The sequence below is a fragment of the Bacillus sp. EKM202B genome (genome assembly GCF_011066025.1).
In the GTDB taxonomy this organism is placed as follows: domain Bacteria; phylum Bacillota; class Bacilli; order Bacillales; family Bacillaceae_G; genus Bacillus_A; species Bacillus_A toyonensis.
Map to the genome: position 1 here is coordinate 139,135 of NZ_JAAMNK010000008.1, position 13,265 is coordinate 152,399.

Genomic DNA, 13,265 nt, shown 5'->3' on the forward strand with positions numbered 1-13,265 from the left:
CTGCACCTATATTTTAGGTGCAGCTTTCTTCTTTATTTTATTAATAAGTTCTATGTACTGAGAATCTCCATATCCGATTGCGTGAAAAAGATGGAACAACTTTATTAATAATTCTTGGTTTGATAATTCTTTATTTTTGTAGATGAATTTTGTTACAGCATTATCTTCTTTTAACATTTCTAAATATAACTTTATAGCCTGATACATCACTGGGAGTAAATCCACAGATGGTTTTCTATGGTTTACCAATACCTCTTTGTATACAGAACAATAGTTACCTAACTTAAGTTCAGTTTGACTGACTTTGAATTCATCTTCCCTAAAGCTATTTAAAATCACTCTCCCCTCATAGCCTGACTGCTCAAGATAAGAAAGTATTGTTACTAGGTTCATTTGGCAAAACATATCTTCACCAAACCATAAAACAATACATTCATAATTATTCTTAAAAAACTTTTCTAATGGATCTATAACCTTTTTTATATAATTCTCTACTGAACTATTATGCCCCCTTGCTCTTACTTCAATGAATTCTTCATCGAAAACTTGTGTACTAGTAGCATTTACACACATTGCTTCATTAAATGGGGCATAATCAGACTCTCCCATTAATTTTTCGTTTTTAAATTCTTCATACATAAATTGGCCATTTAATATATTTAGTACGTCTTTATCGAACAGTTCACATTTCTTATTTCGTAACTGCTCAACCTCTATTTTTCTAGAAATATTCATTTTAAACTCCTCTTCTTTATTTATATTGAGTTTAACAAATGATTGAATTGGCATCTTGCTAAGTTGGAAATTTTTTGGGGTTATACCAAAAACAGTTTTAAAAGCTCTACCATAAGCCTCTTGCGAAGAGTAATCGTAATCCATTGCAATATCTATTATCTTTCTACCGTTCGTCAATTCCTCCGTAGATAAATACAATCTTCTAAGAAGAACATAACGCCTAATGCTGACACCTGTTGCTTGATGAAATTTGAAAGAACAATAATAAGGGGAATATCCCATGTAATGCGATAATTTTTCCAATGAGAATCCCTTCCTCAAATTCTTCTCAATCCAATCAATCATTTGCTGTATATACTCATTCATTTACTTCACTCCTCACTAAAAATTATAAGAGGGATACGTTTCTTTCTTTTGATGTTTCTTGTGGTTTATAACACGAACCATTCTCTAAAATCCTTAAATACTTTGTTTTATATTTTTTCAGCTATCTTATTTTGTCATATATTCTATTCACTTTTCAATTTAACTTTAATCATTGTGGAGTGTTCCTACCCTACTAATTATTAACACGTAAATTACAGGATATATCTTTTTAAAGGATTTCATAAAATAAAACACGAATTTTGTAAATTAGGGAACTTTTAGTTTTTAGGTTGAAAAAATTTAAATATAGAGAGGAATTCAAAATGAAGGAATTAGAAAAAGAAATACTCACATTAGTAAACGAACGTTATCCATTACATTTTATTAACATTAAACCTATAACAAACGAAATGTATCAATGTAATACAGTACAAGGGAATTACTTCATTAGAATTACAAACTATAAAACATATGAAGAACAGTTAGAAGAAGTTAAATATACAAACTTTTTATATCAAACTGGATTAGGTGTTCCACCAATCATACCTTCTTTACAGGGGAATTTAGTAGAAAATTTAACATTAGACAAGGAGGTATTTGCTGTAGTTTATAAAGCTGCTCCTGGCATTCACTTACCAAGAAGTGAATGGAATCCCGATGTATTTAAACAATTAGGTCAAGAAATTGGCAAATTACATCTGATATCTCAAGACTTTGAAAGTATTGAACGAGTTAAACATATTAACGCTTGGTATGAAAATGAAGAATATAATTTCCTTAAATATATCCCTAATGAAGAGACTATTATTAGAGAAATTGCATGCGATGTTTTATCTTCCATTAAGAACCTACCAAAAACATCTACGAACTACGGCCTGATCCATGGAGATTTATGGTTAGAAAACATTTTAGTTGATAGCGATTCAAACTTATCCATGATTGATTTTCAAGACTGTGAAAAACACTTTTACATATTCGATTTAGCAGTTCCAATTTATAGTGCAATAGAATATTCATTTGCTGGAAATGGGAATATTGTTGACTATGAGAATTCTATTACAAAAGCGATACTTGACGGGTATCAAGAAGAAAGAGAACTACCTAAAGAAATGATAGACAAGCTTCCGTTGTTTATCAAATTAAAAGAGATATTTGAATATAGTTTAATGCACATGTATTGGAATAAAGAAGAATTAACTGAGAATCAAGTACGGATAATGAATCTTTATAGAATGAAACTTGAAAATAAAGATTCATTAATCAAAATGTAAAGCAAATGTGGTTTAGCTACAATAGTTAAACCACATCCTATATAAGGATAATTACTTACTGTATTTTATTTATTTTTTAATTATACATACTGATCTAACACTCCATTTAAATAAACTGCGTTATGCGGAGATATCTTCTCAGCAAATCTAGCTGTAATAATAATTGGAGCCCATTGAAAAATCTCATCTCTTGATAGGCCAGTATTTCTACAATACATATGTAAATACATTTCAGCTAATTCTACTGAGACCTGAGCGTACAATAAGTATGTACGAAATACATCTGCACGGATATCACCTGAACTTGCATCTATCCAGTCTATAATTTTTACGTTATCGTTACTCAAAATCAAATTAAACGGATGAAAATCTCCATGACATAGCCTAGAATCAAATACAATTGAATCTAATTTTTGTAAAATATTTTTCTTTTTGTTTTCATCCAATTTATGAACAGATTTAATTTGACGCTCTAACCTTTCTCTCATTGGTTCCATTTCATCTATATTCACACGTATAGCATGAATCTTTTTTTGTTCATTAACACAAATATTGATGTAATGTTTTGCCTTATTTAGATTATTAAGCAGGAGTTCGCCAATATTTTCTCCTTTTACATATTCCATAATAATTGCCTGTCTATTTTGTATCTTTGTCACTTCAAATACGTTCGGAACTGGTAGTCCGCATGAATAAGCATATTTTTGTTTTTTTGCTTCATTTGTAGACTCTGTGTTTGGAAGGTATTCCTCAAATAATTTAATAACTTTATTTTCATGAAGATATATCTTCGCTGTATTTCCTTTGGCTATCAACTCACCTAAATTCAAATCTTCTCCTCCTTAAACTATATAGTATTATTACTACACCTTTATTTTAAATTCACTGTAATGTTAGGGAATCCTTCTACTCATATAAATCCTGTCATTATAAAACCTTTGAAATAATAAATGAAAAATACGTATTAAAAATAGCCTTATAATTATTTTCTGCATAATTATAGGGCTACTTTAATGATGTTCATAATTTTTTGTTTCGTTTGACTTAAATAATTTTTATTTTTAGTAGATATTAATATACCAATCGGAATGTTAGAATTAAAACCCTTAATCTTAAAAGATAGTACTTCTTCATTCAAAATTGTACCTTTTGGTATAATTCCTATAGCATTCTCAAAGAGCATTTGTGGAATAAGGTTCAAAGCACTACAATTGTATACTCTCTTAAAAGACAAATTATTTTCCGCTAATAAAGAACTTACAGATTGATATGAAAAACAACTATTTTCACCTACAATTATGGGGTAATCTATAATATCAAATACTTCAACAAAATCTTTTTGTAGTAAAGGATGATTCGGATGGTTTACTATAAATTCAATTTGTTCATCACTTATTGGAGTGAATTTTATATTCGAACTATTATTATGTCCACACACCGCAAAATCGACCTTATTTTGTTTAATCATCTCTGCTAAAAGTGCAGTATTTCCCACTACAAAATCACAATGTATATATGGTTTTTCATCGTTTAAAAACTTTAATATTATTGGAATTAACCTTTTAGCAAAAGATTCTAATAGACCAATCCTTAAACTCCCTCTCTCTTCATTACTAATACGTTGTGCTTGAGATTTGGAATACTCCCAATGTGTTAATAAGTTTTCTACTTCCTCTGCAAAGAGTTTTCCCTCTTCTGTTAATCTCGCATCCCATCCTCTTTCAAATAATAGAAAACCTATTTCATTCTCTAGCTTTTTTATATGTGCTGTTACAGTTGATTGGGCATAGTTTAATTGTTTAGCAGCTTGTGAAAACGTTCCTTCTTCAATAATTTTTTTAAATGTAATTAATTCTTTTATTTCCATTTGACACACCATCTTTATCGATTTTATTGATAATAAGTTAATATATTTTCAATTATACAAATGAAATGATTGGAAGTAAAATGAATTCAAAAGAAAGGAAGTGCTCTAATATGCCATTTGTTACTGTTTATCATCCTGAAGAATTATCCGATAATAAGTTATTAAAAAATGTAAGTATCAAAATCCATCATTCATTAATGGAACATTTTAATATCCCCGAAAACGATTATTTCCAAATGTTTTTACCTTATGCATCCCATCAGCTGTTTTATGATTCTTCTTATCTATTAGAGGATTCAACAAAACGATCTAATAATATGATTTATGTTTCAATTACGTGTGGACCAGGAAGAACAATGAATCAAAAAAAGGATTTGTATAATGCTATAGCAACTACCACAGCTACTATATTACACATCTCTAGTGCTGATGTTTTCATTACTTTACATGAGACATCAATTGAGAACTGGTCATTTGGTCAAGGAATAGCTCAAATGTTACATCAACATAATAACTAGATTTTATATTCTTTAAAACAATATAAACTTACCGCTCTCTATAACTAAATAGAAAGTGGTAAGTTTAATTTACTAGCAATATCAGAACGGAACTCTGGTGTATACAAGACAGTAAACGTATATCCCTGCTCAATAAATAATACTTCATTATGTTTACATTCATATGGAACACTATTTTTCTTCAAATTATTTTGTATTCGTTGTAAAAATGCTTGATCTGGTGTTCCGAAAGAAACATGTACTTTTGGTGGTAAAGCTTTCATAGCAATTGGAATCCAAGCTCGCTGCCACCAAGTTGCAACAATGTATGCAGTGCCACCTATAACAAAGTTAAAAATGTCCCCATCTTCCATAGTTTTCATATTTAGATTTGATTTCAACCACTCCGTAAATACAGGTACACTTTTAACAGGAAGACCAATTTCCCTTACGTATAAAACGTTTAACGGTGAATGTGAAACTAATACCTCTTCATTAATATAACTATGTGCGATAATTTCAAGAAGATTTCCATCACCGTCTTTAAAGTATAAATTGAATCGACCGCTCTCCTTGTCAATTGTATGACCATCTTTCCATTTCACAATGAGTAAACCAGATCCTTCAAGCCAGTTTGCTGTTTCTTGAAATTTTGAATATGGAATCTCAAAAGCGAAATGCGCAGGTGCAATTGGTTCATACACTTCCTGAAAACTAATTGTTGTGTATGGCGTTACTTCAAATTGAATAAATGATGCTGTTTCTTTTTTTATCGGAAAAGATAATATATCTCTGTATACTTGTTTTATTCCTTCTATAGAAACAGTTTGTAGTTTAATATCTGAAATGTGTGTAATCATTATAATAAACCTCCAAATTCATTATTTCTATTAGTATTGTATTTCAAAAACTAACAGGAAAAATCCATCTGGAGATTGAAACTTTAATTAACAAACTACTACTTTTGTATTAGAACTGTTGCGTTAACATTTCAGCTAATACAATCTAAGCTTTAAGCAGTTTGCGTTTTAGTACAAATAATTAGTATGAACGACCACTTCAAGATATAATGAATAATATTTTAAGCTAAAAGGAGTGTTGTGTTGTGACGCAAAGAATTTCTTACTATGATGCTGCACCTGATGCTATGAAAATTATGATGGACATGGAAAAGTACACAAAACAATCCACGATTAATCGAACGACTAGAGAACTTATTAAAATTAGAGTTTCTCAAATCAATGGCTGTGCTTACTGCATAGATTTACATACATCTGATGCACGAAAAATGGGAGAGACTGAACAAAGAATTTATTGCTTAAGTACTTGGGGTGAATGTACTTTTTATACAGCGGAGGAAAAAATCGCAATTGAATTAGCTGAGCATATTACACTTATTCCTACTAAAAGAGTTCCTGATTCCCTATACAAACGAGTATGTGAACATTATGATGAAAAACAATATATTGACCTTGTCTTGATTATTAATCAAATTAATAGTTGGAATAGAATTTCTATCGCGATGGGAAATACACCGGCAAAAAAATAACACTTTAAGCAAACAACTTGCTCAATACGTTTTATTACATCCACTTCAAAAAGGTTGATTCTAATACATTACAAGAATCAACCTTTTTAAATTATATTGGACTTTACCAATGTTTTCTTATTTCTTCTACTATAACCTCCGGATAATCCCAATGTAACAGATGGGTAGAATTCGGGATTAGTTTTACTGTCGCTTTTGTTCTCTCACTAAAAATACTCGCTGTCTTCCCTCTATACTCATCCCAAATTTCTGGTACTGTAGCACGAAGTAATATTATATTAGATGGTAACTCCTCATATATATCCATTATTTCATCCTTGTGCATACCCTTTACGATATTACCAGCTGTTGTACCCCTCGCATGCCAACATACTTTATTATCTATTTCTATACCAAGATCCTTAACTGCAAGTTCTAATAATGGAGACCATCTTGTATACACTTCTTTTTCACTTTTAAAGAAATCATCCCAACTATTAAATACATACTCTTCAAAGTCCTTTTCATAATAAGCAATTTCTTCTTCCAACGTTTCTTCTTGAAGCCTTTTCGTTTGGTACCCTCCATCAATGAGAATACTCCCTAATACCTTTTCTGGATTATGTAACAAATAAAATAGCGCTACAAAACTTCCCCACGAATGTGATAGAAAATAAAAATGTTCAATTTTCAGTTCATTTATTATTTCATTTAACCAATTTGCTAAGTTTTGCATCTCATAATCTTCTGTTCTTTCAAAGGGCGGTGTTTTACCATGCCCAGGTGCATCAATGGATATAAGTCTATACTCTTCCTTTAGTTTTTCTGCGATTTCTATAAAACTTAAACTTGTACTACCTAATCCATGTAAACAAAAAATAACGGGTTTATCATTTTCTCCCCACTCAGTAATATGTACGTTTAATTTTTCATTGTTAATATAGTAACGTTTCAAAACAGTTATCCTCCATATTTTAATTTTCAAATTTACATTATGATTATTTCTACTTTTTTCAAGTTTACCCTGCTTTTTTCTATACAAAAAAGCAGATTTTCTTTAAAAGAAAATCTGCCTTTACGCTAATGTATATTATTATTTAACAGCAATAATCAAAAACCTCTTTGAATTCGTACGAATCCCCTTTTCAGAACTATTCGCGTCGATGAACTTTTGTAAAATAGTAAAATCCTCTTCTTCTTCTCCAAAATTAGGAATAATAGGCGTATGTTTTAATAAAAAAATGAGATCTTCAGGTGTACTGTAATAATCGGTAACATCATATTCACGTACTTGCACGAGTTCAAATCCTGCACTAATAAGTTCACTCATATACTTTTCTTTTAAAGTGCCATCTCTTTCACCTAAGCATTGTCCTCTGCCAAATGCTTCTTTAAGGTTTAATTTATCATGTTCACAAACTTGTTGTGTTAAGAAAAAAGCACCTTTTTTCATTACTTTTGCTAACTCAGATGCTAGAAACGGTGCATGACAACTAGAAGCAATATCAAAATAAGCATGCGGAAACGTTAAAGCTTCAGAACCCATTTGGAGAAACTCAACATTTTGTACACCTACTTTTTTCAAGTTGGAATGTGCTGTTTCAATCATGCCATTAGAATTATCTATTCCAATTAACAATTTAGCTGAAGATGCTATGTTAAGTACATTCTCTCCTCCACCTGTACCTACATCAAGTAGCATGTCTGATGGTTTGCATCTTTCTTTCACTTCGCCATAAAAGTCCCAAGTGTCTCCTACCGTTTCACATTTCAGCTTACTGAAATCCCACCCATTTAATCTTCCTACTTTCTCATAAAAGTTTTTGTATTCTAATTCGTTCATTTTATTATTTCCCCTTTGTAAAATGCATGAAATGTTTAATACTGACGATCCTCGATATAGACTCATAGTTTATATTCTCGTAAAGCTTCTTTTATATCTAGTATGCATTTTTTCAGCCCCGAACAACTAGTTACTTCGAATAATATAGGATTTCATCTACCCCATCTCAATTCGAAGATTCTATGTATAATAACATGGTTTAATTATATATAATATAATAAAATATAAATTATCAAAAAAATACCTTTCCGCAAAATCATTTAGTTTACATAATAATTTTATAGTCTATTTTTATCGATGAATTCTAAATGTCCTCTACCCCAACCACACATACTATCCAACACCGTGCTTACCGTTTTTCCATGCTCAGATAAACTATATCCTACTTTAGGTGGTATTTCTTGATACATTTCACGTTTTATTAGTTGATCTTGCTCTAATTCACGAAGCTGCTTCGCTAATGTTCCTTGAGATATATCGGGTATTAATCTCTTTAATTCACCAAACCGTTTCGTTCCATCTGTTAGCAAAATAAATAAAATCAATGGCTTCCATTTCCCACCGATTATTTGTAATGTCGCTATTACCCCTTTTAATTTAGGTTCTTGTAAATCCATCTTCTCACCTCTCCCATCCCATCATAGATCATAATAAATCATTTTTCATGTTTATTTCTCCGTTCACTACTTCATTAGTACGAAAGTTGCGACTAAGTACAAGTAAAGTGCCTACTTTTCAATAACCATTTTTTAACGAATAATAAAAGCAACACATATTTATTTTTAATTTTATATTAAGGGAGAGGCTTAATCATGTCTTTTACTACATTAAAAGATAAACAAATCGTTATTATTGGTGGAAGTTCTGGTATTGGATTAGCGACAGCAACACAAGCAGTTGAACAAGGCGCACATGTTATTATTGCCGGACGCTCGGAAGAAAAGCTAAAGGCTGCTCAAGAATTAATAAATAACAATCACCTTCAAACTTATGTATTGGATAATCAAAATAAAGAGCAATTACAAAATTTTTTCAAAGATGTCGGGAAATTTGATCATTTATTTACACCGGGGGCTTCTTACACACTTGGACCAATAACCACTACAGAGGAAATTGCTGAAAGTAGCTTTATCGGAAAGTTTTGGCCTCAATATTATGCCGTGAAATATGCCATTCCTTTTCTTTCAAAATCAGGATCTATTGTGTTAATGTCTGGTGCATTTAGCCAAAGGCCACTTAAAGGTGCTCCTGCTTATGGAGCTTGTAATGGTGCTATTGAAAGTTTAGGAAAAGCTTTAGCTGTTGAATTAGCTTCGATTAGAGTTAATGTTGTTTCTCCTGGAACGATACAAAGAGAGAATGAACAAAACGAAAAAAGACTAACTGCTTATGAAGATTATAAGTCTCTTTCTCTTGTAAAAAGACCTGGGCATAATGATGAAATTGCACATACTGTCCTGTTTTTAATGCAAAATGAGTTTACTACGGGTAGTGTATTATTTCCTGATGGAGGATACACATATCATTAAATTAATTTTATTCACCTGTATATTATCTTAAGGGCTTTACTTAAAACACAATTTCAATTAGATGAAAAATATTTTTAAGTACCTCATTTATTCTCACATTCAAACTTATAGTGAATGAATCCAACAGACACACCATTTTTCTATACACTTTTGAGTACAATAAAATAAAAAAGGCATAAAATATGCCTTTTTTTGCTTATTTGTTGATTGGATAACAAACCTCTGTAACCCACTTATTAGGATCCGTTTCCATCGCTGGGCTCACATGATAAATATTAAACATTGGGCCTGCTAATTCGTAACCTTCCGTCTCAATCCATTTTGCGGCTGCTTCATTTACGTTTGTCATTTGTTCATAACTTCCGCTTACTGTTATAGAAGCTACTTTGATTGGCTCTATTTTTTGAAAATGAACATCTTTTGTATTTTCATGCTTTCCTAAGATATTTAGCTGTATTTCTATATCCACATCATTTTCTTTGTATTCTTGATCATGGAAGACAGCGATACTATAACTCGGGTGAGCCATACTAATATTTTTCATATGAATTTCTTGCATTAATATACTCCATAAATCGCCTTCACAATTATACGATGGAATAACCTTTCTAACAGTAGCTACATTTCTTTCTGGAATTTCTTTTATTGAAACATGATAGTTCATCTCAACAACATCCTCTCTCATCGTTTTCATTGAGTTTTCGAGGAGACGTAATTGTTTTTGGAGGTTATTCATGTCTTCTTTAATTTGAGTACTACGATTTAGAAATTGCTCCTTTATACTATCCATATTATCGCATTCTATTATTTCTTTAATGGTAGAGATATTAAACCCCATATCTTTAAACGTTTGAATTTGATTTACTTTCTTTAGTTGAGCCGCTGAATAATATCGATAACCACTTTGCTCATCGACTTTTACTGGCTGTAATAGCTCCACTTTATCGTAGTGTCTCAACATACGTATACTAATGGAAGATAATTTTGAAAAATCTCCAATTTTAAACATGGTTTCCTCCTAAAAATTCTGTCTACTTCGAAGCTCAACTTTATTTTAAACAATGACATCGTGTGAGAGTCAACTGTTTATAACAACTTGAATTATAATTCTTTAATTAATTACCTTCTTTCTGCCTTCTTAAGGCAATTAAGATTGATATTAGTCCGTTTACAGCAAATAAGATTATTATAATTCTAGTTAGTAAGGCTACATCTGCTGAAAATACTTCAATCGTATGCCACGGTGAATTTGTGCTATAAGTAAGAAGTGGGATTAAAATAATTGATAATATTAGAAATAGACTCCCTACGAAAAACCAATTGGATTTTTTACGATTTTTCTTATGTTTATATTTTTTATTTAACATAATTGATGTAATGAAAAGTATGAGTATAACTAACGACATAACAATTTGTGTGATTGGGATATTTTTAGGAACTTCATTAGGTTCTTCACCATTCAAAATACTAATAATCCCCTTTTTCAATACCACTAGTGCCCCCTCTTCTAATACATGATTTTTATTCGTTAAGATTACACCACCCCAACCGCTATTATTTAAAATAAACATTTCAGCATGAGCATCGGGGGTAGATCCTGAATGCCAAATCATCGTTTCGTTGTCATTTAAATTCGTTGTTCTTAATCCAAACCCATAACTTTTTTCTGGATTTATTTTATAAAGTGGTGATAAATAAAGGTCAATGTTTTCTCTCTTTAAAAATTGAGTGTGCTCTTGACGATTTAAAAACATAATATATTGAATCATATCCTCCAAATTCGCGGTAATATAACCATATGGTGTCCCAGCATTATCATAGGACACTACACTTTTTCTTGGTATTCCAAACCAAGATTGATAGCCTGTTAAATATCCTTTTTCATATGCACTATCTTTATTTGCTGCTGCACCATTCATTTTTAATGGCTGAAAAACATGCTTTTCCATATATGAAGAATATGTTTCATTTGATACTTCCTCAATAAGTGCACCTAAAACAATATAATTCGCATTACTATATTGATATATTTCCCCTGGTGGAGCCGTTAATTTTACATTTGAAAGTTTCATTACATTTTCTTTTAATGATGTAGAACTTTTTAATTGCTTATCTGATAATGCTAAACCTTCAAATGTATTTATTCCACTCGTATGAGTTAGTAGATGTTGGATTGTTATATTCGAGGTTAATTGAGTATCTTTTAGTTTAAACCAAGGGAGATGTTGTTGAACTGAATCCTCTAATTTTATTTTTTTATCTTCTATTAACTTTACTATAGCTAAAGCTGTTAAAGATTTACTTATTGAACCGATTGCAAACGGCGTTTTACTAGTTACCTTTTTTTCAGACTCTCCAGTAATTCCCCACGATTTTGCGAAGAATACATCTTTATGATGTACAATTGCAACAGTAGCTCCTGGAATGTTCTGCTCCTTTATAAATTTTTCAATGTACTTATCTAAAGTAACTTTAATATTTTGCTCAGCATAAACTTTTGAATGTACGATACATAATATTAATACATTACAAAGAATACAAATTTGAAATACTTTATAGATAATTTTCTTCATTATACTTTAGATAGCTTTCTTTTTTTATAAATTACTAGGCTAATAAATACTAATACAGAGAGCGTAAAACTAATCATTATTAATACATAGTTCCACCACTGATTCTCTGCTATACGATATAAAAGATTATAATTAAATGAATTTTTACTATGAGTTGAATGAAATGATTCAGTTAAAAATATTGAAAGTGTAGTTTGTGAGGTGAGGTAAGTAATAAATGCGATGAATATACCACTTAATAGTAATGCATTTGATTTTCCGTTTACATTTTGAAATTGTTTCATTTTTACTCGTATATCAATTTCATTTATTTCCAAAAAATCTTGAACAAATAATTGAGGAGTTCCTAGATTATTTATACTATCCTCACCATCTTCACGACATTCTTGAAAATGTTCTAATAATTGTCGTTTAATATTTTCCCTTTCTTCTATGCTTATATCGTATTGCTTTAATTCTTTAAGTACGTCAGTTAAAAATTGCTGTTCTTTACCTTTTAATTCATTCCTCATTTCAAAAGGTCTCCTTTCAAACCGCTTATTAATAATGTTTGAATATCAGATTGCAATTCTAGCCACTCATTAATTTTCTTCTCAAGTCGTATTTTCCCGCTGTCATTAATTTCATAATAAATTCTAACTTTGCCACTGGCTGTTACTTCTTGATATGTATTAACCCATTCTTGATTTTTCAACTTAGTTAAAATGGGATAAATACTTCCTACTCCTTTCAATTTTAAATTGTGTACTTCAAGCTCTTTCATAATTTCATATCCATAACTTTTCTTTCTCGATAAAATCGATAATACACACATTTCTAAATGACCTTTAATTAAACTTGTTCTGTCCATAGGATAAATTTAACAGAAATATATACTTCATTCAAGTGTATATTTCTGTTAAATTTAAAAAATCAGATAATAAAACAAAAAGGTTTATAAACAACCAAAATTAGCACTCATGACCTATATTTATCTCTAATTTTCATTTTTATAATATAATTATTACATAATATATCAACCTTTTATCCCTTTTAGTTTTCATTCTCCCTTCCACT

15 protein-coding genes are annotated in these 13,265 nt (G+C 30.5%); 4 read left to right on the forward strand and 11 right to left on the reverse strand.

Annotation, left to right across the window (positions count from 1 at the left end):
• Nucleotides 1–6 precede the first annotated feature (6 nt).
• Complete coding sequence (locus G9F74_RS12850) at nucleotides 7–1,101, reverse strand: helix-turn-helix domain-containing protein (protein WP_016108484.1); 1,095 nt, start codon at nucleotides 1,099–1,101, stop codon at nucleotides 7–9.
• Nucleotides 1,102–1,424: 323 nt separating this feature from the next.
• Here G9F74_RS12850 and G9F74_RS12855 point away from each other — a divergent pair, with 323 nt between their 5' ends.
• The gene (locus G9F74_RS12855; protein ID WP_000661042.1) at nucleotides 1,425–2,372 is read left to right on the forward strand and encodes a phosphotransferase enzyme family protein; all 948 of its coding nucleotides are present in this window, start codon (nucleotides 1,425–1,427) and stop codon (nucleotides 2,370–2,372) included.
• Nucleotides 2,373–2,452: 80 nt separating this feature from the next.
• Here G9F74_RS12855 and G9F74_RS12860 read toward each other — a convergent pair whose 3' ends face one another.
• On the reverse strand, nucleotides 2,453–3,202 hold the full coding sequence (locus G9F74_RS12860) for an aminoglycoside phosphotransferase family protein (RefSeq protein WP_016108483.1): 750 nt from the start codon (nucleotides 3,200–3,202) through the stop codon (nucleotides 2,453–2,455).
• Between the two features lie 167 nt (nucleotides 3,203–3,369).
• Nucleotides 3,370–4,239 carry a LysR family transcriptional regulator gene (locus tag G9F74_RS12865; protein WP_000403088.1) on the reverse strand — a complete coding sequence of 290 codons (870 nt, stop codon included), beginning with the start codon at nucleotides 4,237–4,239 and terminating at the stop codon, nucleotides 3,370–3,372.
• A 110-nt stretch (nucleotides 4,240–4,349) separates the two neighbouring features.
• On the opposite strand from G9F74_RS12865, the gene G9F74_RS12870 reads away from it, so the two are divergent.
• Entirely contained in the window at nucleotides 4,350–4,757 is a 408-nt protein-coding gene (locus G9F74_RS12870) for a tautomerase family protein (protein WP_001117403.1), read from the forward strand.
• A gap of 44 nt (nucleotides 4,758–4,801) precedes the next feature.
• Here the strand turns inward: G9F74_RS12870 and G9F74_RS12875 are convergent, their stop codons facing one another.
• Nucleotides 4,802–5,596 (reverse strand): VOC family protein, encoded by a 795-nt coding sequence (locus G9F74_RS12875; RefSeq protein ID WP_016108482.1) that lies wholly within the window; start codon nucleotides 5,594–5,596, stop codon nucleotides 4,802–4,804.
• 245 nt (nucleotides 5,597–5,841) lie between these two features.
• Here G9F74_RS12875 and G9F74_RS12880 point away from each other — a divergent pair, with 245 nt between their 5' ends.
• Complete coding sequence (locus G9F74_RS12880) at nucleotides 5,842–6,285, forward strand: carboxymuconolactone decarboxylase family protein (protein ID WP_000194102.1); 444 nt, start codon at nucleotides 5,842–5,844, stop codon at nucleotides 6,283–6,285.
• 103 nt (nucleotides 6,286–6,388) lie between these two features.
• Here the strand turns inward: G9F74_RS12880 and G9F74_RS12885 are convergent, their stop codons facing one another.
• The 3 genes from G9F74_RS12885 to G9F74_RS12895 form a co-directional block, all read right to left on the reverse strand.
• Nucleotides 6,389–7,219 carry an alpha/beta fold hydrolase gene (locus G9F74_RS12885; RefSeq protein WP_000833435.1) on the reverse strand — a complete coding sequence of 277 codons (831 nt, stop codon included), beginning with the start codon at nucleotides 7,217–7,219 and terminating at the stop codon, nucleotides 6,389–6,391.
• Between the two features lie 138 nt (nucleotides 7,220–7,357).
• Nucleotides 7,358–8,107, reverse strand: coding sequence for a class I SAM-dependent methyltransferase (locus G9F74_RS12890; RefSeq protein ID WP_033668522.1), 750 nt, complete (start codon nucleotides 8,105–8,107; stop codon nucleotides 7,358–7,360).
• 278 nt (nucleotides 8,108–8,385) lie between these two features.
• Nucleotides 8,386–8,724, reverse strand: a complete 339-nt coding sequence (locus tag G9F74_RS12895; protein WP_016108480.1) for a winged helix-turn-helix transcriptional regulator — start codon at nucleotides 8,722–8,724, stop codon at nucleotides 8,386–8,388.
• Between the two features lie 195 nt (nucleotides 8,725–8,919).
• Here G9F74_RS12895 and G9F74_RS12900 point away from each other — a divergent pair, with 195 nt between their 5' ends.
• Nucleotides 8,920–9,636 carry an SDR family oxidoreductase gene (locus G9F74_RS12900; protein WP_016108479.1) on the forward strand — a complete coding sequence of 239 codons (717 nt, stop codon included), beginning with the start codon at nucleotides 8,920–8,922 and terminating at the stop codon, nucleotides 9,634–9,636.
• Nucleotides 9,637–9,832: 196 nt separating this feature from the next.
• Here the strand turns inward: G9F74_RS12900 and G9F74_RS12905 are convergent, their stop codons facing one another.
• The 4 genes from G9F74_RS12905 to G9F74_RS12920 all read right to left on the reverse strand — a co-directional run bounded on the left by G9F74_RS12905 (nucleotide 9,833) and on the right by G9F74_RS12920 (nucleotide 13,059).
• Nucleotides 9,833–10,645, reverse strand: coding sequence for a MerR family transcriptional regulator (locus tag G9F74_RS12905; protein ID WP_016108478.1), 813 nt, complete (start codon nucleotides 10,643–10,645; stop codon nucleotides 9,833–9,835).
• Between the two features lie 106 nt (nucleotides 10,646–10,751).
• Nucleotides 10,752–12,209: a serine hydrolase domain-containing protein gene (locus G9F74_RS12910; RefSeq protein WP_016108477.1), complete on the reverse strand. Its 1,458-nt coding sequence runs from the start codon at nucleotides 12,207–12,209 to the stop codon at nucleotides 10,752–10,754.
• On the reverse strand, nucleotides 12,209–12,721 hold the full coding sequence (locus tag G9F74_RS12915; RefSeq protein ID WP_001243388.1) for a DUF1700 domain-containing protein: 513 nt from the start codon (nucleotides 12,719–12,721) through the stop codon (nucleotides 12,209–12,211). Before G9F74_RS12915 ends, G9F74_RS12910 begins: the two co-directional genes overlap by 1 nt.
• Nucleotides 12,718–13,059, reverse strand: a complete 342-nt coding sequence (locus tag G9F74_RS12920; protein ID WP_000376293.1) for a PadR family transcriptional regulator — start codon at nucleotides 13,057–13,059, stop codon at nucleotides 12,718–12,720. Before G9F74_RS12920 ends, G9F74_RS12915 begins: the two co-directional genes overlap by 4 nt.
• Nucleotides 13,060–13,265: the final 206 nt, after the last annotated feature.